This is a genomic window from Roseobacter sp. HKCCD5988, assembly GCF_037830355.1.
In the GTDB taxonomy this organism is placed as follows: Bacteria; Pseudomonadota; Alphaproteobacteria; order Rhodobacterales; family Rhodobacteraceae; genus M30B80.
Map to the genome: position 1 here is coordinate 673,567 of NZ_JBBLYJ010000001.1, position 21,769 is coordinate 695,335.

A 21,769-nucleotide genomic window follows, 5' to 3' on the forward strand; every position below is an offset into this window, starting at 1 on the left:
TCAGGCCCCGTATGGAACCCAAACGGTTTTGACTTCAGTTGCTTCTTCCAAAAATACCGCGCCCTCACAAGCGGGATTGCGCCAGTCGGGACTTTTGCCCTTATAGCCTGGCAGGCCCCAACTGCGTTTGAGGTTGAGAGAGGCCTTCGTGTCAATGAGATGCGCATCCATATTTGCATTGAAATTCCAGATTGCATCAACGGCCATATGCGCTGCTAAATCTGTGGCCATCTCGGATGGGTCGCCCGTCACAATATTGATCACGCCTGCGGGCACATCGGATGTGTCGAGCACTTGATAGAAATCAGTCATCGCAAGACCACCTTCCAAACTGGGCAGGAGAACCACGCGGTTCCCCATCGCGACCGCAGGCGCAAGAAGCGAAATTGCGCCCAAGAGCGGGGTGTTTTGCGGGGCTATGATGCCAATCACCCCGACCGCCTCGCGTAGCGCCATCGCCAGGCCGCGCAAGGGCACGGCCCGCGCTTCGCCTGCGAATTTGTCAGCCCATGCGGCATAGCTGAACAGGCGGCTTAGGCTTGTTTCAACCTCCGCTTTGGCGGTGGCTTTGGATTGTCCTGTGAGATCACAGAGACGTTCCGCAAATTCCTGTCCGCGCGCCGCCAAATTCTCGGCGAGGTAATACAGGATTTGCGCGCGACTATGGGCCGGCATCGTGCCCCATCCTGACGCGGCTTCCGCAGCCTCAACGGCGTTGCGAATATCCTTGCGGTTGCCGCGGCCCAATTGGCCAAGCATGTCGCCCGATTTTGACCAAATTGGAATGACATGGCCGCCATCAGGGCGCACTTGTTTGCCGCCGATGTAGAGTTTGGCTGTGCGGTCTATCGCGGGTGTATTGGCCTGCTTGGGCGTTGCAGGGGCGGGGTGGTGCACTGGTTTTTCAATTTTGGTCAGGGGCAGCGGTGCCTTCATATAGGCGCGCAGCCCCTCAACCCCACCTTCACGACCAACCCCTGATTGACGCACCCCGCCAAAGGGCGCGGCAGCGTCAAACATATTGGTGCCATTGACCCAGACAACGCCCGCCGCCAATTTCGGGGCAATATCAAGCGCAAGGCTGATATTCTCACTCCAGATTGACGCGGCAAGGCCGTAACGCGTGTTATTGGCAAGGCTCACGGCCTCCTCAGGGGTGCGAAACCGCGCGGCCACAAGAACGGGGCCAAAAATTTCTTCCTGCATCAGGGGGTGGGCGGTGCCGAGATCAGTGATCAGCATCGGCGGCAAAAAGCAGCCTGTCTCAGGCAAGGCACATTCCGGGCTGAATGCATCAACACCCGACACCATGTCGCGCACGCGGGCGGCTTGGCTGTCATCGACCATCGCGCCGATGTCGATGGATTTATCCAGCGGATCACCCACGCGCAGTTTTGCCATCCGCGCGCGAATTTTGGCATAGACCTCATCGGCCACGCTGTCCTGCACCAACAGGCGTGACCCAGCGCAACAGACCTGCCCTTGATTGAACCAAATCGCATCAACCAAGCCCTCAACAGCGCTGTCGAGATCGGCATCATCAAAGACGATGAAAGGCGATTTGCCACCCAATTCGAGGCTGAGTTTCGTGCCTGATCCTGCGCGGGCTTGATAAATTTTGCGCCCAACTTCGGTCGAGCCTGTGAAGGCCAATTTGTCGATACCTGCATGCGCGGCCAAATAGGCACCCGCTGTGCCATCCCCTGTTATGATGTTCACAACACCTTTGGGCAGGCCAACCTCCTGACAGATTTCTGCGAATAGAAGGGCGGTCAACGGGGTGAACTCGGCAGGCTTTAACACAACCGTATTGCCCGCGGCCAAGGCAGGGGCAATTTTCCACGCGAGCATCAACAGCGGAAAGTTCCAAGGAATGATTTGCCCACAAACGCCAAGCGGTTGATGGTCTTCGGCCACAGTTCCGCGCAATTGGGCGAGGCCTGCATGATAGTAGAAATGCCGCTGAGCAAGCGGGATATCGACATCGCGTGCCTCGCGGATTGGCTTGCCATTGTCGAGGGTTTCGAGAACTGCAAAGAGGCGACTGTGTTTTTGCAACGCTCGCGCCAAAGCATAAAGGTAGCGCGCGCGCGCATGATCGCTGAGCCGTGACCATGGCCCAAAGGCCTTTCGCGCCGCGCTAATGGCCGTGTCTATCTCGGTTTCAGTTGCTTGCGCGACATGCGCCAGAACCTCGCCACGGGCAGGGTTGCGGGTTTCGAAATGATCTTGGCCCTTAGTGAAGCTGCCATTGAGGAAATGTCCAAACTGGCCATGATGCCCCGCAATCCATGCGCGCGCCTCAGTATCGGCTTCGGGCGCGGTGCCATAGTCCATGGTTTCGAAAATTTCGGTGATATTCATGATCTGCCTCAGGCCATCGGGTGATTGTAACGGGCGGAATAAGCACCCGTGGCTTGGTGTTCGAGTTGGCGTTCAATATCGCCAAGTAGAGAGGACGCGCCAAAGCGGAAAAGCTGCGCGGACATCCAAGCTTGTCCCAATTCTTCTTTCATCAGCGCCAGATAGGTCAGCGCGTCCTTCGCTTTGGAAATGCCACCTGCGGGTTTGTAGCCGACCTTAAACCCTGTGCGCGCCTCATAAGCGCGGATTGCGCGGATCATGGTTAGGCTGACGGGTAGGGTGGCATTGACCGCTTCCTTACCTGTTGAGGTCTTGATGAAATCTGCGCCCGCCATCATGCAAACGAGGCTTGCGCGCGTGACATTGCGCAATGTTCCAAGTTCGCCCGTGGCCAAGATCGCTTTGACATGAGCTGCGCCGCAAGCCGTGCGAAACTCTCGCATCTCGTCATAAAGAGCTTGCCAATTCCCCTCGAGGACATGGCGGCGCGAAATCACAATATCGATTTCTTGCGCGCCCGCGGCAACGCTTTCCTTGATCTCTGCCACGCGCAGATGAAAGGGCGACAACCCCGCAGGAAAACCGGTGGATACCGCTGCCACAGGGATGCCGCTGCCGTCCAGCGCCTTAAGCGCAGGCTCGACCATGTCGTGATAGACGCAGACCGCCCCCACTGTGATCTGCGGCAGTCCCAGACGCTCTAGAATATCTGCGCGCACGGGCTGCTTGGCCTTTTCACAAAGCCGCGCCACCCGCGCTTTGGTGTCATCGCCTGACAATGTGGTCAGGTCGATCATCGTTACGGCGCGGGCAAGCCATGCTGTTTGATATGCCTTTTTCACGCTGCGCCTTGTGCCAATTGTGGCTGCGCGCCGTTCAATTGCAGATCGATTTGCTGTAGCACGCGCAACCCAATCAAGGTCGAGCGCCATTCCCTCGTTGCGGGGGAGGTGCAATTGCGGCAGCTGCGCATGGCCCGTCTGGTGGCCCGTTGCGGCAAAAGTTTTGGTGGTTTGGGTCATGTTTTGGCGTCACTCATTCAGTCAACTCTTACGCTTACACGCGCAGCGATGCTTGACAAGGTGGTGACAGGGGTAGAATTGAGCGTTAAGGGAGAGACATCGCTTTAGCCCAAACTTTTGAAAGCCCTGCCCGATGTCCTTTGATCGCTCGATAAAAATCGCCCCGTCTATTCTCTCTGCGGATTTTGCCAATTTTGGTGCAGAGATCCGCGCCATTGAGGCGCAAGGGGCGGATTGGGTGCATATCGATGTCATGGATGGGCATTTCGTGCCGAACCTCACCTTTGGCCCGCCTGCGGTGAAGGCCTTTCGGCCTCATGTAAAAACGGTCATGGATGTGCATCTGATGATCGCCCCTGTTGACCCCTATATCGATGCCTATGCGGATGCAGGGGCAGATATTTTGACCGCGCATATTGAGGCGGGCCCGCATATTCACCGCACGCTGCAGGCCATTCGTGGTGCAGGCATGAAAGCTGGGGTGGCGTTGAACCCTGGAACACCCGCCGACAGTGTCGCGCATCTTTTGGATTTGTGTGATTTGGTTTGCGTTATGACGGTCAACCCAGGCTTTGGCGGACAGAAATTTATTGATCTGACGGACAAAATCTCGCGTCTGCGCGCGATGATCGGGGATCGCCCGATCCATATTGAGATCGATGGGGGCGTTGATCCCGTAACCGCACCACTGGTGGCTGCCGCGGGCGCGGATGTGTTGGTTGCAGGCTCAGCCGTTTTCAAGGGTGGCTCGGTTGATCGCCCTGAGGTTTACGGCGACAATATCGCGTCTATCCGAAAAGCAGCCGCATCCGCGCAATAAAAAAGGCGCGCAAAACTGCGCGCCCTTGGATTGGGTTGTTTTAAAGAGTTGCTATGCTTTATTGGGGCCCGCCTCAAGCACGTCTTCCAAGGTGCGCAGGCCTGTGCGGGGGGCTTGAACCAACACGGACATATTGCCGGGCTTGTGTTGGTTATTTAGCATTTTGCTATGCGCATCGGGCAATTCGGCCCATGGCATGACCTCGGACATACACGGATCAAGACGGCGCTCGCACATTAGGCGATTTGCAGCTGCAGCTTGCTTAAGATGGGCAAAGTGGCTGCCCTGCAAGCGCTTTTGATGCATCCACATATAGCGCACATCAAAGGTGCAGTTGAACCCTGTCGTGCCCGCACAGATAACAACCATGCCGCCCTTTTTGCACACGAGAGTTGAGACGGCGAAGGTCGATTCACCTGGGTGCTCAAACACCATATCGACATTCACGCCTTTGCCAGTGATGTCCCAAATTGCTTTGCCAAAGCGGCGGGCCTCTTTTAGCCACGCGTTATATTCTGGGGTGTTCACCTTGGGCATTTGACCCCAGCAGTCAAATTCCTTGCGATTGATCACACCTTTTGCGCCAAGGCTGAGGACGTAGTTGCGCTTGCTTTCATCTGAGATGACGCCAATCGCATTCGCGCCTGCGGTGTTGATCAACTGAATGGCATAGACACCAAGCCCACCTGATGCCCCCCAAACCAGAACATTCTGGCCAGGTTTTAACTCATGCGGGTGATGGCCAAACAGCATACGATAGGCCGTGGCAAGGGTCAGAGTGTAGCACGCGGATTCTTCCCAAGTCAGATGCTTGGGGCGTGGCATTAACTGCTGAGCCTGCACACGGGTAAACTGGGCGAATGACCCATCGGGGGTTTCATAGCCCCAAATGCGCTGTGTCGGCGAGAACATTGGATCACCGCCATTACATTCTTCGTCATCCCCGTCATCTTGGTTGCAGTGGATGACGACCTCGTCCCCAACTTTCCAAGATTTCACTTTGTCGCCAACGGCCCAAACAATGCCTGCGGCATCAGAGCCTGCGATGTGATAGGGGGCGCCATGCCCATCGAATGGGCTGATCGGTTGACCCAAGCCCGCCCAAACGCCGTTATAGTTCACACCCGCAGCCATAACCAGAACCAAAACTTCTTGGCTGTCGATGCTGGGTGTTTCTACCACCTCAAGCTGAAATGCTTTGTCGGGCGTGCCGTGGCGCTCTTTCCGGATGGCCCATGCGTGCATTTTTGGCGGCACATATCCCATCGGAGGCATCTCGCCCATATCATAGAGGTCTTTTTCGGGCGCCTCGTAGTAGAGGGGCGTCTGATTGCTGTCCAAAGCCATTGGGGCCTCCGTAAATTGCGCCCCAAGGGGCGTGTGGTGCTGCGATGCGGAATCGCTGATGTGCTATTGCAGCATTGAATATCAAGGGTTGCGCAACAATTCAAATAAAAATACAAATTTTGAGAAATAAAATGTCTCACATGGTGTGGCGTCTCGCTTTTTTAGTCGCATCAGCTTGCCAAGATTATAGGCAGATATCAGTTAAAATATTGATTTTATTATAAATTATTTTAGGCCGATGAGCGCGCGCCTTTATTCTGCATTGCAGCGAATTGACAGAGACATAAAGTTTTCCATATACCTCTATTTAAGTAAGGATATTGCTAAAGACGAATCTGGAGGGCGCTGATGGCCGAGATGCAGAAAGATAAGCCTTGGTTGATCCGCACCTATGCGGGCCATTCTACGGCCAAAGCCTCGAACGCGCTGTATCGGAGCAATCTGGCCAAAGGCCAGACGGGCCTATCCGTCGCCTTCGATTTGCCTACCCAAACGGGATATGACAGCGACCATGCGCTTGCGCGCGGTGAGGTGGGTAAGGTCGGCGTGCCCGTCAGCCATTTGGGCGATATGCGCACCCTATTTGAGAATATCCCGCTGGAGCAGATGAACACCTCAATGACCATTAACGCGACTGCGCCTTGGCTTTTGGCGCTCTATATCGCGGTGGCTGAGGAGCAGGGCGCCGATGTGGCGGCCCTACAAGGCACAGTGCAAAACGATCTCATCAAAGAATACCTGTCGCGCGGGACATATATTTGCCCCCCTGCGCCGTCTCTGCGGATGATCGCAGATGTGGCTGAGTATTGTTATACGCATGTGCCAAAATGGAATCCGATGAATGTCTGCTCGTATCACCTGCAAGAGGCGGGTGCGACACCCGAGCAAGAACTGGCATTCGCCCTTGCGACAGGGATTGCGGTTCTTGATGCGCTAAAGCCCCGCGTGGCAGCAGAAGATTTCCCCGCACTTTGTGGTCGCATCTCCTTTTTTGTGAATGCGGGCATCCGTTTTGTGACCGAGATGTGCAAGATGCGCGCTTTTGTTGATCTTTGGGATGAAATTTTAGAACAGCGCTATGGCGTGGAAGACCCTAAATTCCGTCGCTTCCGATATGGGGTTCAGGTGAACTCTCTCGGCCTGACAGAGCAGCAGCCTGAAAATAATGTCTATCGCATCCTGATTGAGATGCTCGCCGTGACATTGTCGAAACGCGCCCGCGCGCGGGCGGTGCAATTGCCTGCATGGAATGAGGCCTTGGGCCTGCCGCGCCCATGGGATCAGCAATGGTCGATGCGGATGCAGCAGATCATGGCCTATGAAACCGATTTGTTGGAATATGGCGACCTTTTTGACGGCAACCCTGTGGTGGATGCCAAGGTCGAGGAATTGAAATCAGGTGCGCGGGCCGAATTGGCCAATCTCGACTCGATGGGCGGCGCGATCATGGCGATTGATTACATGAAAGCGCGTTTGGTCGAAGCGAATGCTGACCGTGTGGGGGGGATTGAGCGGGGCGAGACCACTGTTGTCGGCGTCAACCGCTTTACGCAATCAGAACCTTCGCCTTTGGTCGATGAAGAGGGCGGGATCATGGTTGTTGATCCTGCCGTTGAGGCCGACCAAGTCGGGCGCCTTACTGCGTGGCGCGCCGCACGTGATGGCGCCGCTGTCGAGGCAGCTTTGGCGCGATTGCGCGATGATGCAACTGCAGGGCGCAATGTCATGCCCGCCTCGATTGACGCCGCAAAAGCAGGTGTGACGACTGGCGAATGGGCCGAGGTTATGCGCGCCGTGCATGGTCAATACCGTGGCCCAACGGGTGTTTCGAAATCTGTGTCGAACAAAACCGAAGGTCTGGAGGATATCCGTGCCGCCGTGGATGCGGTCAGTGATAAACTGGGCCGCCGTCTTAAGTTTATGGTGGGCAAGCCCGGACTTGATGGGCATTCCAACGGGGCGGAACAAATCGCCTTCCGCGCGCGCGATTGTGGAATGGATATCAGCTATGAGGGTATCCGCCTGACGCCCGAGGAAATTGTTCAAGCGGCCCTTGCGGAAGAACCCCATGTTATTGGCCTGTCGATCCTATCAGGCAGCCACGTGCCTCTGGTCGAGCAATTGATGGGGCATTTGGAGGCAGCAGGATTGGGGCATTTGCCTGTGGTTGTCGGCGGCATTATCCCGGAGGCGGATGAAAAGCGCCTTTTGTCTATGGGTGTGGCGCGGGTTTATACACCCAAGGATTTCGAATTAAATCGTATTATGTTTGATATCGTGGCCTTGGTTGAACCCCGTTCCGTTGCGGCTGAGTAAATAATAACGTGCTATATTTTCAATAATTATAGCGCGCATTAAATATATTCTTGTTGCCAATATAAAATAACAGGCTTAATCCTTCTACCAGTTTGAAATTCCAAACGGGTTGGAGGCATTATGTCTATTGATCTTTCAAAAATGTCGAAAGAAGAGCTTGTTGCACTTCAAAAAGATGTCGCAGCGGCAATTAAAGATTTTGATAAACGGAAAAAGAAAGAAGCCCTGATTGCAGCCCAAAAAGCGGCGCAAGAATTCGGGTTTAGCCTTGAAGAGGTGTTGGGCGGTCGTAACGCGGGTGCGAAAGTTGCGCCACGCTATCGTAACCCCAGCAATCCTGACCAAACATGGACGGGCCGTGGCCGCAAACCCCTTTGGGTTGTGGATGCGTTGAATTCTGGAAAATCTTTGAATGATCTAGCGATCTAAAATGAATAAAGCCGCCCAAAAGGGGCGGCTTTTCTTTTAAATGGCAACCACATCTAAAGGTGGAAAGCCATTAAATCCCACGGATGCGTAGGTTGATGTATAGGCCCCGCAGGCGCGGATGATGATTTTATCTCCGCCCGTCAGCCCAAGCGGCAATTGCACGGGCCGCTTTTCATAGAGAACATCCGCGCTGTCACAAGATGGGCCTGCAAGAATGCAGGGGCCCGTAACTTCGTGGTCGCGCTCTGTGATGAATTGATAGCGGATCGCCTCATCCATTGTCTCGGCGAGGCCTGAGAATTTGCCAATATCAAGATAAACCCAACGGCATAGGTCATCGCTTGATTTGCGCGAGACAAGCAGCACCTCTGCGGCGATCATGCCCGCCTCACCGACCAGACCGCGGCCAGGTTCAGCCATGATCTGCGCCACATCCCCAAAGCGGGCGTGAACCTGATCCATAACGGCGCGGGCATATGCGGTGGGGTGTGGGATGTCATCGCCGTAAAAGGCGGGGAAACCGCCACCGATATTGAGCAAGTCCAAACCATGCCCTGCGGCTTGCGCGGCGTGCCAAACGGCGGCGATCTGATCAAGCGTATCAGCCCACATCATCGGATCACGGGTCTGGCTGCCCACATGGAAGGACAGGCCGCGCGGGGTCAAACCAACCGCCTGGGCGTGCTCGATCAGGCCCAATACAGTCTCGCGGCTTGTGCCAAATTTGCGTGTCAGCGGCCAATCGGCACCCGAGGCTTCGACAATCACGCGGATATAGACCTGGGCATTCGGGGCATGGGTCGCGATTTTGTCCAACTCTTCCACAGCATCGGCGGCAAAGAGCGTGATCCCTTGCGCATGGGCATAGGCAATATCGGCAGGGCGTTTAATCGTGTTGCCGTAAGAGATATGCGCAGGCCGCGCGCCATGGGCCAAGCAGGCCTCAATCTCGGCGCGAGAGGCCGCATCAAAATGCGCGCCGAGCGCCACCAGACGCGCCAGAATTTCAGGCGCAGGATTGGCTTTGACCGCGTAATGAATATCCGCATGGCCCAAGCCCGCTTTGAGTGCGTGATACTGCGCTTCAATCCGCTCCAGATCCAGAACAAGGGTCGGGCGATCAAAGCTTGTGCTGCGGATATAGCCCAAGAGACGGGCATCGGGATCAATGGGTTGAAAAATAGCTTCGCAAACCGAAGGCTCGGCAAATGTAGCGTTCATAGGCATCTCCAATAGACATGGGCCGAAACTCGACCAGACGTTCCAAGGGAGACGTTACCGTCGCTACATTAACCGCGTGGGTGCTAGCCCACCTCGCCAGAGGCGCGTGCGTTGGCGTCTGTGCGCGGGCGTTTGCATCACCTGCGATCAAATAGCAAGAAGTTTTTTGCAGCCCGCCTCACAAACCATGGCTGCGGTCGTAACCATTGGCGGGGCGGGGGGTAAAATCAGCGGTCAACTCGCTGTCAAACACCTCCACCAACATCGGGTGGCAGGTGGCGCTGTCAGAGGAATGCTCCGCCCCGCAATCCCCACCCGGACAGGCAGAGAGCGCACCCAAAAGATCCATCTCGGCAAGGAAATCGAGATGATCCCCCGCGCGCGCGGGCGTGGCCTTCATGAAATATTGGCCGGTATCACGGGTGAACCCTGTGCACATAAACACGTTGAGCACGTCATGCACCACCATCTCGGCCTCGGTCAAAGATAGGCCGCGATGTGAGGCCAGCGCGCGGGTCAGGTTGGAATGACAGCAGTGGTGATACTGCCCGCCAGACAGCAGGTTATGCGTATAGGGGTCGCAGCGCGTGCCGATCACATCATGCACCGCGCCGCCAAAATCATCGCGCCCATACCACGCCAAACTGTCCTCAAGGATCAGGGCCATGGCGCGCAGATGCGGCAGGATGGAATAAAGCGTGTGGCCTGTGCTGACATGGCTGCCATGGATGGCGCGGGTTTTGCCCGAAAAGAACCGCTCGGACAGATCATGCGCATTCCACAGGTTGAGATCCCCCACCTGCGCCCCTTGCGGCAGGGAGATGCGGAAGGATTGCCCTGCCTTCACCTCGAAACAGGCCGCCTCGCGTGGGGGGATCAGCACCTCGGCGGTTTTGCGCCAGTGCTTGCGTGCGCGCGCCATACGTGCAGGGTCGGGCGCGGGCAGGCTATCGGTGGGATAGCAGATTACTGGCGTCACCGCGCGGCGCCCTTCGGCATCCTGTGGGGCCGTTATATGGTCTGTCATAGTGCTCCCTCCTGCATTACTTGGGCAGTTGTAATTTCACAGTGCAATTCTCCGTCTCAAATGGAGAAGTGGTATTTGAGCAAGAAGGCGCTTTTTATGCGATGTTGAGCTACGCGGATTTGATTTATGTGATTTCGGATACCTATGAGCGGCCACAAATTTATTGTCTGTCAACATAGTGCTGAAAACTAAAAGGGCCTTTGGACCCCTTTTTCTTTCACCTCATAACTGCCGTTCCACCATCATCTTTTTGATATTGGCGATAGCCTTGGCGGGATTTAGGCCTTTGGGGCACGTTTTGGTGCAGTTCATGATCGTGTGGCAGCGATAGAGTTTGAACGGATCTTCCAGCTCGTCCAAACGCTCGCCCGTGGCCTCGTCACGGCTGTCGATGATCCACCGATAGGCGTGCAGAAGCGCGGCTGGTCCAAGGTAGCGATCGCCGTTCCACCAATAGCTAGGGCAGGAGGTGGAGCAGGAAGCGCACATCACACATTCATAAAGCCCATCCAATTTTTTGCGGTCTTCGATGGATTGGCGCCATTCCTTTTCAGGGCGCTGCGTTTTCGTCTCAAGCCAAGGCATGATCGAGGCGTGCTGCGCGTAGAAATGGGTCAGGTCGGGTATCAAATCCTTGACCACGGGCATATGGGGCAGCGGATAGATTTTCACATCGCCCTTGATCTCATCCATGCCATAGATACAGGCCAGTGTGTTGATCCCGTCAATATTCATCGCGCAAGACCCGCAAATTCCCTCGCGGCACGAACGGCGGAAGGTGAGCGTTGGGTCGATCTCGTTTTTGATCTTGATCAGCGCGTCCAAAACCATAGGCCCGCAGTTGTCCATATCCACCCAATAGGTGTCGACACGGGGGTTTTGCCCGTCATCGGGATTCCAGCGGTAAATCTGGAATTTGCGCAGGTTTGTAGCCCCCTCGGGCTTGGGCCAAGTTTTGCCCGTTGTGATCTGCGAATTCTTTGGAAGTGCGAGTTCTACCATGGTCGTCTCCGTCTCACTGGCTGCCCGTTTCGGGGTAGAGGGGTGTTTCGGGCGCTTGGCCCGTCAATCTGATAACGCAGGTGGTGTAGACATCTCCGGGGTCGCGCCCTGCGAGGTAGTCTGAGGAAAGGCCGATTTGCATACCCGCAGATGTGCCGCCAGTGCCAACACCGACCGCAATCTGGGTTTGCGGTCGTATGGCCGCGTCTGCGCGTTGGCGGCATTGTGCTTCTGCCTGCGCCAATGTGGGCGGTGCGGGGGGCGTGCAGGCGGCCATCAGCGCCACAGCAAGGAGGGGCCTAGTGCGTATCATGGCCTGCAGTCCCACCGCATTCTCCCTTAGTAAACCCGCGCTTTCGGGGCAATTTTCTTGAGGTCAATCCCGCCTTCTTCATGCGTGGTCAGCGGGTCAAGATGAACGGGGCGATAATCGAGCGCCACTTTTTGATCCTCAACCACCGCAAGGCTGTGCTTGCGCCATGTTTTGTCATTGCGGTCGGGATAATCCTCATGCGCATGTGCACCACGGCTCTCTTTCCGCGCTTCAGCCGAGACGATGGTGGCCAAGGCGTTTGGCATCAGGTTGGTCAGTTCCAATGTTTCCATCAGGTCTGAGTTCCATACGAGGCTGCGATCGGTGACTGATAGGTCATCCATCTTGGCGGCAACCGCCTCCATTTTTGCGCACCCTTCCGAAAGGGTCTTATCGGTGCGGAAAACAGCCGCATCGGCCTGCATGGTTTTCTGCATCTCAAGGCGCAATTCGGCTGTGGCGACCGTGCCCTTTGCATGGCGCAACCCATCAAAGCGAGCCAAAGCTGCATCAAGGCTGGCTTGGTTCAATGCGGGATTGGGGGTGTCAGGATTGACAACCTTGCCCGCGCGGATTGCAGCAGCACGGCCAAAGACCACAAGGTCGATGAGCGAGTTTGACCCAAGGCGGTTCGCCCCATGCACCGAAGCGCAGCCTGCCTCACCCACGGCCATCAAGCCGGGGACAACCGCATCTGGATTGTCCTTGGTTGGGTTCAGCACCTCGCCCCAGTAATTGGTGGGGATACCGCCCATATTGTAATGCACAGTCGGCAGCACGGGGATTGGTTCGCGGGTTACATCCACGCCTGCAAAAATCCGTGCGCTTTCCGAGATGCCTGGCAGACGCTCTGCTAGGGTTTCAGGCGGCAGGTGGTTGAGGTGCAGGAAGATATGATCCTTTTCTTTTCCAACGCCACGGCCTTCGCGGATTTCCATGGTCATACAGCGTGAAACCACATCGCGTGACGCAAGATCCTTATAGGTTGGGGCATAGCGCTCCATGAAGCGCTCACCCTCGGAGTTGGTCAGATAGCCGCCTTCGCCGCGCGCGCCTTCCGTGATCAGGCAGCCTGCGCCGTAAATCCCTGTGGGGTGGAATTGCACGAATTCCATATCCTGTAGGGGCAGACCCTGACGCGCGACCATGCCGCCGCCATCGCCTGTGCAGGTATGCGCTGAGGTTGCACTGAAATAGGCGCGGCCATAGCCACCTGTGGCCAAAACGACCATCTTGGCATTGAACGCGTGCAGCGTGCCATCGTCCAATTTCCAAGCCAGAACGCCTTGGCACTGGCCGTCTTCGGACATGATCAGATCAGTCGCGAAATATTCGATGTAGAAATTCGCGTTATTCTTCAACGACTGGCCGTAGAGTGTGTGCAAAATCGCGTGACCTGTGCGGTCTGCGGCGGCGCAGGTGCGCTGCACGGGCGGGCCTGCGCCAAATTCAGTGGTATGGCCGCCAAAGGGGCGTTGATAAATCTTACCCTCTTCGGTGCGCGAGAATGGAACGCCGTAATGTTCCAACTCATAAACCGCCTTGGGCGCTTCACGGGCGAGGTATTCCATCGCATCCGTATCGCCAAGCCAGTCCGACCCTTTGACTGTGTCATACATATGCCACTGCCAACTATCAGGCCCCATATTGCCAAGTGAGGCTGCGATGCCCCCTTGTGCCGCAACAGTGTGAGAACGGGTTGGGAAAACCTTGGTCACACAGGCGGTCTTAAGACCCTGTTCTGCCATGCCCAAGGTCGCACGCAGGCCCGATCCGCCCGCGCCAACAACGACAACGTCATAGCTGTGGTGATGAATTTCGTAGGAAGCGGTCATGTTCCGTCTGCTCCTGTTTGTCTGTTCAGAACGCGAGTTTTGCAATCGCGAAAAGCCCGATCGCCATCAGCCCGTAGGAGATGATCGAAAAGGCGATGAGAAGGCCTTTGCGGGTCAAGCCGCCGGTGTAATCCTCAACCACCACTTGGATGCCGAGGCGGAAATGGTGGAGGCCCACGATCAACATCAGCGCGATAATCAGCGCGCGCAGCGGATGACCGAGCGCTGCGATCACCGCGTCATAAGGTTGGCCCAAAAGTGGCCCGAAGGTGAACACGAAAAGCGGGGTCAGAACCATGAGCGCCACCGAGGTGAGGGTCATTGTCCAAAAATGTTCTGTGCCTGAGCGAGCAGAACCAAGGCCGATCACGCGTTTGCGGTCTGTTGCGAATTTCATAACCTATGCCTTTCCTGCCTTAGACAAAGATGAGGGTGAGAATGGTCAGCACCACCGCGCCCACAATCATGGCCCATCCCATGCGGTCTGCTGCCTCAAGCTCTAGCCCGCGGCCAGTGTCCCAGATCAGGTGACGCAGCCCGCCAAGCGTGTGATACCACAGCCCCAATACGGAAAGCGTCATCACGACATCTCCAAGCATTGATGTCATCAGCCCGTCCACGAGATCGAAATAGGCCTTCCCTGTCGCTGCGGCCAATAGCCACCAAACGATAAGCAAAGCCGAGCCAAGCATCGCGATACCCGTGATGCGGTTTAGGATTGATGTCGCGGAATTGAGCTGTTTGCGATAAATCTGCAAATGCGGCGACAAAGGGCGATTGCCCCGATTTACGTCTGCCATTCTGGGAACCCTCTCAGGTTGTCTTGGTCTGGTCGTCTGTTCAACGACCATCCATACCCGAATTTTCGCCCCTGTCACGGGGGGAGTGAACGCTAACAGGTGAATTAAGGGCAAAATTAGGTGATTTATTGCCGCAGTTGGCCCATTGTGATCACAATCAGAAATCCTGTGATCACTAAATTTCTGTGGAATCTCAGCGTGGCATGAGTGTCCAGTAATCCAGATCAAGCAACACATGGGGCAGATATTTGCCTGCCTCATCGCGCAGCTGTCCTGCGGTGCCTGCCGCGCTGGTGGCAACCAATCGAAGGCGCAGCGCGCCGATATCTGGCGATGCAGTCTCAGCTTTATCCAACACTTCAGACCATGCGCGGATTGTTGTGCCTGCAAAGCATGGGTTGGCATGGGCGCCTGCGTTTATGCCCGCAATCATCTGCGCATTTGCCAATCCATTAAAGGACAAAGCCCGCGCCATGGAGATGACGTGGCCCCCATAGATCAATCGCTGGCCGTCATCGCGGAAGGTCGCGTCAAAATGCACTTTGGCCGTATTCTGCCAAAGGCGGGTGGCCATCATATGTTCGGCCTCCTCAATGGTTACGCCGTCCACATGTTCGATCACCTCGCCAATTTCATAATCCCCCCAAAGATGTGGCTCTCCTGCCAGAGTGGTCGGGTAATTGGCGAAAGTAAGGCCTTGGGGAATAGCCAAATCGTCTGGTGCAATGACCTTCGCCAAATCTGGGATCACGGTTTCTGGTGCGGCGGCATCAAGATTGTTTTTGCGCACCATGACCCAACGCACATAATCAAGCACCACATCGCCGTTTTGATTGCTGCCTTGTGTGCGCACATAGACCACGCCAGATTTGCCGTTGGAATTTTCCTTGAGGCCAATGACCTGACTTTTTGAGGTCAGGCTGTCACCTGCGTAAACGGGCTGCAAAAACCGCCCCTCAGCATAGCCCAAATTAGCAACGGCATTGAGCGAAATATCGGGCACAGTTTTGCCAAAGACGATGTGGAAGGTGATCAGGTCATCCAATGGACTTTGAGCCAGCCCGCAGGATTGGGCAAAAGCGTCAGAGGAATGCAACGCGTGGCGTGCAGGATAGAGCGCGTGATAGAGTGCCCGCTCTCCACCCGAAACTGTGCGCGGAACGGCATGTTCAATCACTTGGCCGAGGCGATAATCCTCGAAAAAATTGCCAGAATTGGTTTTCATGCCGCCATTCCTTTGCGTGTTTATTGCTGCCCGAGTTTCATATCGGGGTGGTAGGCATCTGCGATAGTTTTCGTGACTGCCTGAGCGCAGCGCATTTTGTTGGTGCTTGGATCAAAGGCATAGGATGGACTGCCATAGAGCACCCATCCCTTCGCCAACGCATCCGACACTTTGTGGCAGAAGGCCGATGTGTCCTCTTCGGTGAGAAGCCTATAAATTACGTTTGACTCAGCCATAGGGGAAATACCCCAGTAATGTGTGGATATAGCCCACAATGCCCATCACGATGATCCCGATGACCAAGGCCAAGATGTCCTTGACGATACTTGGATTGGCGGGACGCACCCAATCGCGACCTTGGCGGTTGATGATGATGACTGAGGCCACAGCCCAAGCCAACATTCCCCCAAACAAAATGATTGAGGCCAAATCGCCATTCACCAAAAGGTGGGCAATGGCCCAAGCCTTAATCGCAGACAATTGTTTGTGGCGGATGCGGGCCGAGAGGGTGCCCGACATGTGCGAAAGCGCGAACAGCCAAAACGCGATCAGCACCAAAAGATTGTTGATATGGGTGAAGAAGGTTGGGGGTGACCAAATCTGCACCACGAGTGCTGCACGATAGCCGATGATCATCAGCACAACACCTGCAAGCATCGCAAGGGTCAGGATCAGCCGACCTTTTGGATCCCCTATGTTGGCACGAAAATCAGGTGCAAGCCGTTTGACCCAATGCCCGCCCGCGAACAGGACAAGCCCAAGGATGAGAAGGAGATAGCCCATTAAATTTGCTCCAATACTGCAATTGCTTCTGCTTTTGCAAGCATGGCACGGGCTGTCTCGACATGGAGGTTTTCAACGATCTTACCATCTACAACCGCGACCGCCTCGCCACGCGCGATGGCGGCATCATAGGCATCTATCTGTCGGCGGGCGAGGTCAATTTCAGCCTCAGACGGAGAAAAGACCTTATTTGCAATCTCAAGTTGCGCGGGATGGATCAAGGTTTTTCCATCCATGCCCCAATCGCGCCCCTCAAGGCATTCGGCATGAAGACCGTCTTCATCTTTAAAAGCGTTATACACCCCATCAATACAAACAATCCCATGGGCGCGCGCCGCCATAAGGCAGGACTGCAGCGCGAAATGCATCGCGCCTCTGCTGCGCGATCCTAAATCCTTGGCCAAATCATTCGTGCCCATAATGAAACCCGCCATGCGTGGGGCTGCGGCAATCGCGGCGGCATTCAAGATGCCCAGTGGCGTTTCCATCATCGCCCAAATCTGGGTATCCCGCGCTGCGGGTATGGTGTCGAGTAGGGCCGCAACCGCCTCGATATCTGCGGCGGTGTTCACTTTTGGCAGTAAGATCGCTTCAGGGCCAATCGCGGCAAGAGCGGCCAGATCATCCTTGCCCCAGACTGTGTCGCTGCCGTTGATCCGCACGATTTGTGCGCGCTTGCCATAGCCGCCCTGTTGCAGGCGATTTTTAAGAATGTCGCGCGCTGGTATTTTCTCATCAGGGGCGACAGCATCTTCAAGGTCAAAGATAATCGCATCAGTTTGAAGCGTCTGCGCCTTTTCCAAGGCACGTTCCTTAGAGGCAGGAATATAGAGAACGGAGCGATAAGGGCGGGCGCTGCGTGCGGATGAATCGGACATATGGCCCCCTTTGGGCTGATTGATTCTGCGTTGCAGCATAAAAAGCAGGATGAGTGTGCGACCGCAAGTTACGTTTTGACGCATCTGTAGGAAATTTTGTTGCGCGCGCCTGATAGATCAGAATAGCCCATCGTAAATTAACTTCACGCCCGTTAGCACCAATGCGACATAGGTGATGCCGAAAAATAGCCGCTCTGGGATGGCGTGATGGGCCTTAACACCCACCCATGTGCCGAAAATGGCAACAGGGGCAAGCAGCGCCACATCGCCCATCAAGTCCCATGAGAAGAGGCCAAGATAGGCGTAGCTTGCGAATTTCATCAGGTTGATTGCCCAAAACACAATAACCGTGGTTGCTTGGTATAATGTCTTTCCCACATTGCGTTGCGACAGCATAAACACCGCTACCGCAGGCCCGCCTGCGTGGGAAATAAAGCTTGTGAAGCCTGCTGCGATGCCCGCGATGATGCCATCGCGACTTGAGAAATCGCGCGGTTGCGGGGAAATCCACCCACGCACGCGCGCCAATTGAAACAGGGGAAAGAGCAATGCAATCGCCCCAATCATGAGGCGCAGCGCATCAGCTGAGATGATTTTGAACAGCAAGATCCCGGCGATACAGCCAAAGACAGACCCAATCACAAGCACTCGGGTTGAGGGGCCATCCCATTGCTTCCAATAGGGTTTGAGGGCTGAGAAATCCATGATGATCAGAAGGGGCAGCATAAGGGCCAAGGCATGGGTCGGCTCGAGCACGACAGCGAGAATCGCTGACGAAACAAACCCAATGCCAGACCCAAATCCGCCCTTTGACATGCCTGCGACAAAGACCGCAAATGCCGCCAGCAGCCATAGCCATCCCTCTAGCATTTTGCCCTCTTTGTTCGCTGAATTATGACCAAAATACAGTGTTTTGAGTGAAGGGAAACCCCCGATGCTCGGGCCGCATATGGTGCGTGATGCGCTTTGTGCCGCAGCGCAGAGACTTGCAACAAGGCAGGGGCGGTTGTAGGGGTCGCTTCAGTTTTAACTCGGATCCGGAGACATATCTCATGGCCAGACCTAAGATTGCACTGATCGGCGCAGGACAGATTGGCGGCACGCTTGCCCATCTCGCGGCGCTGAAAGAATTGGGCGACGTTGTCCTTTTTGATATCGCCGAGGGCACCCCTCAGGGCAAAGCCCTTGATATCGCCGAATCTGGGCCTTCTGAAAAATTCGATGCCAAGCTTAAGGGCACGAATGATTACGCCGATATCGCGGGCGCTGATGTATGCATTGTGACTGCAGGTGTTCCACGTAAGCCTGGCATGAGTCGCGATGATCTCTTGGGGATCAACCTCAAAGTCATGAAATCTGTTGGCGAAGGCATTCGCGATCATGCGCCCAATGCCTTTGTGATCTGTATCACCAACCCATTGGATGCGATGGTTTGGGCCTTGCGCGAATTTTCTGGTCTGCCGCATGAAAAGGTTTGCGGCATGGCAGGCGTTTTGGACAGCGCGCGTTTCCGCCATTTCTTGGCGGAAGAGTTTGATGTGTCCATGAAAGATGTGACGGCGTTTGTTTTGGGGGGTCATGGTGACACGATGGTGCCGTCGGTGCGCTACTCAACAGTTGCAGGTGTTCCTTTGCCTGACCTGATTGAAATGGGTTGGACAACGAAGGATCGCTTGGATGCTATCGTGCAGCGCACCCGCGATGGTGGGGCTGAAATCGTGGGTCTTTTGAAAACGGGCTCTGCATTCTATGCGCCTGCGACATCCGCGATTGAGATGGCCGAAGCCTATCTCAAAGACCAGAAGCGTGTTTTGCCATGCGCGGCCTATTGTGATGGCCAGTTTGGCTTGAAAGGCATGTATGTGGGTGTTCCCACAGTCATCGGTGCAGGTGGTGTTGAGCGCATCGTTGAGATCAAGCTGACCAAAGACGAGCAAGCGATGTTCGACAATTCTGTCGCTGCCGTGAAGGGTCTTGTGGATGCTTGTAAAGGCATCGATGAGAGCCTCGCTTGATCTAAGCGGAGAATTCCGAAACCTATCTAAAAGGCGGCGCTTAGCGCCGCCTTTTTTGGTTTTGATGGATGGTGAGTCGGCAAAGTTAATACACTCTTAAGGCGAGTAGGCCGCAGCCCTGCCTTGGAAACCCGTTTGTGATCACGCTTATTTTTTCTGTGATCACAAATGTCGAATTTTGCGCTTAAAACTCAGCTGTTGGGCAGATTGCCGTTTATTTTATGCGGCGGGATGTGCTTACACGCCGTGAAACGACAGCAACACACGGGACAGTTTCATGAACATTCATGAATATCAGGCGAAAGCCTTGCTTCGCCAATACGGCGCACCGGTCAGTGATGGCCGCGTTGTTCTGAAAGCCGAAGAGGCCAAAACCGCAGCGGGCGAATTGGATGGCCCGCTTTGGGTGGTCAAGGCGCAGATCCACGCAGGCGGTCGCGGCAAGGGTAAGTTCAAAGAATCCGATGCGGGCGAAAAAGGCGGCGTGCGCCTTGCCAAGTCGGTCGAAGAGGCCGCAGCCGAAGCCAAAAAGATGTTGGGTCGCACCCTTGTGACCCATCAAACTGGCCCCGTCGGCAAAGTTGTGAATCGTATCTATATCGAAGATGGGTCGGGCATTGAGCGCGAGCTTTACCTCGCCCTTTTGGTGGATCGCCAATCGAGCCGTATCTCCTTCGTCTGCTCCACTGAGGGTGGCATGGATATCGAAGATGTGGCCGCAAAGACACCAGAGAAAATCCTGTCTTTCGCTGTTGATCCTGCCACTGGATACCAAGCCTTCCACGGGCGCCGCATTGCCTTTGCGCTTGGCCTTGAAGGCAAGCAGGTCAAAGAATGCGTAAGCCTGATGGGCATCCTCTATAAGGCCTTCGTTGAGAAGGATATGGAGATGTTGGAAATCAACCCGCTGATCGTGACGGATGAGGGCAGCCTCAAGGTGCTAGACGCGAAAGTTGGTTTTGACGGCAACGCCATTTATCGCCATGCGGATATTGCGGCGCTGCGCGATGAGACCGAAGAAGACGCCAAAGAATTGGCCGCGTCCAAATTTGACCTGAACTACATCGCGCTTGATGGCGAGATTGGCTGTATGGTCAACGGCGCTGGTCTTGCAATGGCCACGATGGATATCATCAAGCTTTATGGCGCTGAGCCCGCGAACTTCCTTGATGTGGGCGGCGGTGCAACCAAGGAAAAGGTGACCGAGGCGTTCAAAATCATCACCTCTGACCCCAACGTAAAAGGTATTCTTGTGAATATTTTTGGCGGCATCATGCGCTGCGACATCATCGCCGAAGGCGTTGTGGCCGCAGTGAAAGAGGTGGGTCTGCAGGTGCCACTGGTCGTGCGCCTTGAAGGCACAAACGTGGAGAAGGGCAAGGAGATCATCAACACTTCTGGCCTCAATGTGATCGCGGCTGACAATCTGTCGGACGCGGCCCAGAAAATCGTTAAAGCGGTGAAAGGCTGAGCTTATGGCTGTTCTTGTCGATGAAAATACAAAAGTCATTTGTCAGGGTTTCACGGGAAGCCAAGGCACATTCCACTCGGAACAGGCGATTGCTTACGGCACAAAAATGGTTGGTGGCGTGACCCCTGGTAAAGGCGGTCAGACCCATCTCAACCTGCCCGTTTTTGACAGTGTGCATGAGGCGAAAGCCAAGACCGAAGCAAACGCATCGGTGATCTATGTGCCACCGCCCTTTGCGGCTGACTCCATCCTTGAGGCGATTGATGCCGAGATGGAATTGATCATCTGCATCACCGAAGGCATCCCTGTGCTGGATATGATGAAGGTCAAGCGTGCTTTGGAGAATTCATCCTCCAAGCTGATCGGGCCAAACTGCCCCGGTGTGATTACACCTGACGCCTGCAAAATCGGCATCATGCCTGGCCATATTCATCGCCGCGGGTCGGTTGGCGTGGTGTCGCGCTCTGGCACATTGACTTATGAGGCTGTGAAGCAAACCACAGATGTCGGTCTGGGCCAGTCCACTTGTGTCGGCATCGGGGGTGACCCCATCAAAGGCACCGAACATTTGGATGTGTTGGAATGGTTCTTGGCGGACGATGAAACCCAATCGATTATCATGATCGGTGAAATTGGTGGTTCCGCGGAAGAAGAAGCGGCGCAATTCCTCAAAGACGAAGCCAAGCGTGGCCGCAAGAAGCCTGTGGCGGGCTTTATTGCAGGGCGCACGGCCCCTCCAGGCCGCCGCATGGGTCATGCTGGCGCCATTGTTGCCGGCGGCAAAGGCGGCGCAGACGATAAGATCGAAGCGATGAAATCCGCAGGGATCGTGGTGGCAGACAGCCCCGCAACACTTGGTGAAGCGGTTCTCAAAGCAATCGGTTAAACACAGTTGCCTCGC

The 21,769-nt window shown here is 55.3% G+C and carries 21 protein-coding genes; 6 read left to right on the top strand and 15 right to left on the bottom strand.

Annotation, left to right across the window (positions count from 1 at the left end; genetic code table 11):
- Together AAC636_RS03395 and deoC are read right to left on the bottom strand one after the other, a co-directional pair.
- Positions 1 to 2,364 (bottom strand): aldehyde dehydrogenase family protein, encoded by a 2,364-nt coding sequence (locus AAC636_RS03395; RefSeq protein ID WP_340300414.1) that lies wholly within the window; start codon positions 2,362 to 2,364, stop codon positions 1 to 3.
- Positions 2,365 to 2,372: 8 nt separating this feature from the next.
- The gene (gene deoC / locus AAC636_RS03400; RefSeq protein WP_340261812.1) at positions 2,373 to 3,386 is read right to left on the bottom strand and encodes a deoxyribose-phosphate aldolase; all 1,014 of its coding nucleotides are present in this window, start codon (positions 3,384 to 3,386) and stop codon (positions 2,373 to 2,375) included.
- 133 nt (positions 3,387 to 3,519) lie between these two features.
- Here deoC and rpe point away from each other — a divergent pair, with 133 nt between their 5' ends.
- A complete protein-coding gene (gene rpe, locus AAC636_RS03405; RefSeq protein ID WP_340261810.1) occupies positions 3,520 to 4,206 on the top strand; it encodes a ribulose-phosphate 3-epimerase in 687 nt (228 codons plus the stop codon).
- 51 nt (positions 4,207 to 4,257) lie between these two features.
- Here the strand turns inward: rpe and ccrA are convergent, their stop codons facing one another.
- Positions 4,258 to 5,553, bottom strand: coding sequence for a crotonyl-CoA carboxylase/reductase (gene ccrA / locus AAC636_RS03410; RefSeq protein ID WP_340300415.1), 1,296 nt, complete (start codon positions 5,551 to 5,553; stop codon positions 4,258 to 4,260).
- Between the two features lie 348 nt (positions 5,554 to 5,901).
- Between ccrA and AAC636_RS03415 the strand changes: the two genes are divergently transcribed.
- Both AAC636_RS03415 and AAC636_RS03420 read left to right on the top strand, forming a co-directional pair.
- Positions 5,902 to 7,869 (top strand): protein meaA, encoded by a 1,968-nt coding sequence (locus AAC636_RS03415; protein ID WP_340300416.1) that lies wholly within the window; start codon positions 5,902 to 5,904, stop codon positions 7,867 to 7,869.
- 120 nt (positions 7,870 to 7,989) lie between these two features.
- Positions 7,990 to 8,298 carry an H-NS histone family protein gene (locus AAC636_RS03420; protein ID WP_340300417.1) on the top strand — a complete coding sequence of 103 codons (309 nt, stop codon included), beginning with the start codon at positions 7,990 to 7,992 and terminating at the stop codon, positions 8,296 to 8,298.
- 36 nt (positions 8,299 to 8,334) lie between these two features.
- Here the strand turns inward: AAC636_RS03420 and AAC636_RS03425 are convergent, their stop codons facing one another.
- The 12 genes from AAC636_RS03425 to AAC636_RS03480 form a co-directional block, all read right to left on the bottom strand.
- A complete protein-coding gene (locus tag AAC636_RS03425) occupies positions 8,335 to 9,519 on the bottom strand; it encodes a type III PLP-dependent enzyme (RefSeq protein WP_340300418.1) in 1,185 nt (394 codons plus the stop codon).
- Positions 9,520 to 9,697: 178 nt separating this feature from the next.
- Positions 9,698 to 10,546, bottom strand: coding sequence for an urea carboxylase-associated family protein (locus AAC636_RS03430; RefSeq protein WP_340300419.1), 849 nt, complete (start codon positions 10,544 to 10,546; stop codon positions 9,698 to 9,700).
- Positions 10,547 to 10,768: 222 nt separating this feature from the next.
- Positions 10,769 to 11,548: a succinate dehydrogenase iron-sulfur subunit gene (locus AAC636_RS03435; protein ID WP_340252623.1), complete on the bottom strand. Its 780-nt coding sequence runs from the start codon at positions 11,546 to 11,548 to the stop codon at positions 10,769 to 10,771.
- 13 nt (positions 11,549 to 11,561) lie between these two features.
- Positions 11,562 to 11,861 (bottom strand): hypothetical protein, encoded by a 300-nt coding sequence (locus AAC636_RS03440; protein ID WP_340300420.1) that lies wholly within the window; start codon positions 11,859 to 11,861, stop codon positions 11,562 to 11,564.
- A 26-nt stretch (positions 11,862 to 11,887) separates the two neighbouring features.
- A complete protein-coding gene (gene sdhA, locus AAC636_RS03445) occupies positions 11,888 to 13,696 on the bottom strand; it encodes a succinate dehydrogenase flavoprotein subunit (protein WP_340300421.1) in 1,809 nt (602 codons plus the stop codon).
- A gap of 25 nt (positions 13,697 to 13,721) precedes the next feature.
- Complete coding sequence (gene sdhD / locus AAC636_RS03450) at positions 13,722 to 14,093, bottom strand: succinate dehydrogenase, hydrophobic membrane anchor protein (RefSeq protein ID WP_317656445.1); 372 nt, start codon at positions 14,091 to 14,093, stop codon at positions 13,722 to 13,724.
- Between the two features lie 19 nt (positions 14,094 to 14,112).
- The gene (sdhC, locus tag AAC636_RS03455) at positions 14,113 to 14,496 is read right to left on the bottom strand and encodes a succinate dehydrogenase, cytochrome b556 subunit (protein WP_340261790.1); all 384 of its coding nucleotides are present in this window, start codon (positions 14,494 to 14,496) and stop codon (positions 14,113 to 14,115) included.
- Between the two features lie 193 nt (positions 14,497 to 14,689).
- Positions 14,690 to 15,721 (bottom strand): MaoC family dehydratase, encoded by a 1,032-nt coding sequence (locus AAC636_RS03460; RefSeq protein WP_340261788.1) that lies wholly within the window; start codon positions 15,719 to 15,721, stop codon positions 14,690 to 14,692.
- A 20-nt stretch (positions 15,722 to 15,741) separates the two neighbouring features.
- A complete protein-coding gene (locus tag AAC636_RS03465) occupies positions 15,742 to 15,957 on the bottom strand; it encodes a DUF1737 domain-containing protein (protein WP_317656441.1) in 216 nt (71 codons plus the stop codon).
- Positions 15,950 to 16,504 carry an NnrU family protein gene (locus AAC636_RS03470; protein ID WP_340300422.1) on the bottom strand — a complete coding sequence of 185 codons (555 nt, stop codon included), beginning with the start codon at positions 16,502 to 16,504 and terminating at the stop codon, positions 15,950 to 15,952. The genes AAC636_RS03465 and AAC636_RS03470 overlap by 8 nt, the downstream gene beginning before the upstream one ends.
- A complete protein-coding gene (locus AAC636_RS03475; RefSeq protein WP_340300423.1) occupies positions 16,504 to 17,382 on the bottom strand; it encodes an HpcH/HpaI aldolase/citrate lyase family protein in 879 nt (292 codons plus the stop codon). Before AAC636_RS03475 ends, AAC636_RS03470 begins: the two co-directional genes overlap by 1 nt.
- 117 nt (positions 17,383 to 17,499) lie before the next feature.
- The gene (locus AAC636_RS03480; protein ID WP_340300424.1) at positions 17,500 to 18,252 is read right to left on the bottom strand and encodes a sulfite exporter TauE/SafE family protein; all 753 of its coding nucleotides are present in this window, start codon (positions 18,250 to 18,252) and stop codon (positions 17,500 to 17,502) included.
- Between the two features lie 182 nt (positions 18,253 to 18,434).
- Between AAC636_RS03480 and mdh the strand changes: the two genes are divergently transcribed.
- The 3 genes from mdh to sucD all read left to right on the top strand — a co-directional run bounded on the left by mdh (position 18,435) and on the right by sucD (position 21,754).
- The gene (mdh, locus tag AAC636_RS03485) at positions 18,435 to 19,397 is read left to right on the top strand and encodes a malate dehydrogenase (protein WP_317656436.1); all 963 of its coding nucleotides are present in this window, start codon (positions 18,435 to 18,437) and stop codon (positions 19,395 to 19,397) included.
- Positions 19,398 to 19,674: 277 nt separating this feature from the next.
- The gene (sucC, locus tag AAC636_RS03490; RefSeq protein ID WP_340300425.1) at positions 19,675 to 20,868 is read left to right on the top strand and encodes an ADP-forming succinate--CoA ligase subunit beta; all 1,194 of its coding nucleotides are present in this window, start codon (positions 19,675 to 19,677) and stop codon (positions 20,866 to 20,868) included.
- A gap of 4 nt (positions 20,869 to 20,872) precedes the next feature.
- On the top strand, positions 20,873 to 21,754 hold the full coding sequence (gene sucD / locus AAC636_RS03495; RefSeq protein WP_340261770.1) for a succinate--CoA ligase subunit alpha: 882 nt from the start codon (positions 20,873 to 20,875) through the stop codon (positions 21,752 to 21,754).
- Positions 21,755 to 21,769: the final 15 nt, after the last annotated feature.

Coding starts and splice junctions, on each gene's coding strand:
- AAC636_RS03395 (WP_340300414.1), bottom strand. CDS start 2,364: ATGAATATCACCGAAATTTTCGAAACCATGGACTATGGCACCGCGCCC.
- deoC (WP_340261812.1), bottom strand. CDS start 3,386: ATGACCCAAACCACCAAAACTTTTGCCGCAACGGGCCACCAGACGGGC.
- rpe (WP_340261810.1), top strand. CDS start 3,520: ATGTCCTTTGATCGCTCGATAAAAATCGCCCCGTCTATTCTCTCTGCG.
- ccrA (WP_340300415.1), bottom strand. CDS start 5,553: ATGGCTTTGGACAGCAATCAGACGCCCCTCTACTACGAGGCGCCCGAA.
- AAC636_RS03415 (WP_340300416.1), top strand. CDS start 5,902: ATGGCCGAGATGCAGAAAGATAAGCCTTGGTTGATCCGCACCTATGCG.
- AAC636_RS03420 (WP_340300417.1), top strand. CDS start 7,990: ATGTCTATTGATCTTTCAAAAATGTCGAAAGAAGAGCTTGTTGCACTT.
- AAC636_RS03425 (WP_340300418.1), bottom strand. CDS start 9,519: ATGAACGCTACATTTGCCGAGCCTTCGGTTTGCGAAGCTATTTTTCAA.
- AAC636_RS03430 (WP_340300419.1), bottom strand. CDS start 10,546: ATGACAGACCATATAACGGCCCCACAGGATGCCGAAGGGCGCCGCGCG.
- AAC636_RS03435 (WP_340252623.1), bottom strand. CDS start 11,548: ATGGTAGAACTCGCACTTCCAAAGAATTCGCAGATCACAACGGGCAAA.
- AAC636_RS03440 (WP_340300420.1), bottom strand. CDS start 11,861: ATGATACGCACTAGGCCCCTCCTTGCTGTGGCGCTGATGGCCGCCTGC.
- sdhA (WP_340300421.1), bottom strand. CDS start 13,696: ATGACCGCTTCCTACGAAATTCATCACCACAGCTATGACGTTGTCGTT.
- sdhD (WP_317656445.1), bottom strand. CDS start 14,093: ATGAAATTCGCAACAGACCGCAAACGCGTGATCGGCCTTGGTTCTGCT.
- sdhC (WP_340261790.1), bottom strand. CDS start 14,496: ATGGCAGACGTAAATCGGGGCAATCGCCCTTTGTCGCCGCATTTGCAG.
- AAC636_RS03460 (WP_340261788.1), bottom strand. CDS start 15,721: ATGAAAACCAATTCTGGCAATTTTTTCGAGGATTATCGCCTCGGCCAA.
- AAC636_RS03465 (WP_317656441.1), bottom strand. CDS start 15,957: ATGGCTGAGTCAAACGTAATTTATAGGCTTCTCACCGAAGAGGACACA.
- AAC636_RS03470 (WP_340300422.1), bottom strand. CDS start 16,504: ATGGGCTATCTCCTTCTCATCCTTGGGCTTGTCCTGTTCGCGGGCGGG.
- AAC636_RS03475 (WP_340300423.1), bottom strand. CDS start 17,382: ATGTCCGATTCATCCGCACGCAGCGCCCGCCCTTATCGCTCCGTTCTC.
- AAC636_RS03480 (WP_340300424.1), bottom strand. CDS start 18,252: ATGCTAGAGGGATGGCTATGGCTGCTGGCGGCATTTGCGGTCTTTGTC.
- mdh (WP_317656436.1), top strand. CDS start 18,435: ATGGCCAGACCTAAGATTGCACTGATCGGCGCAGGACAGATTGGCGGC.
- sucC (WP_340300425.1), top strand. CDS start 19,675: ATGAACATTCATGAATATCAGGCGAAAGCCTTGCTTCGCCAATACGGC.
- sucD (WP_340261770.1), top strand. CDS start 20,873: ATGGCTGTTCTTGTCGATGAAAATACAAAAGTCATTTGTCAGGGTTTC.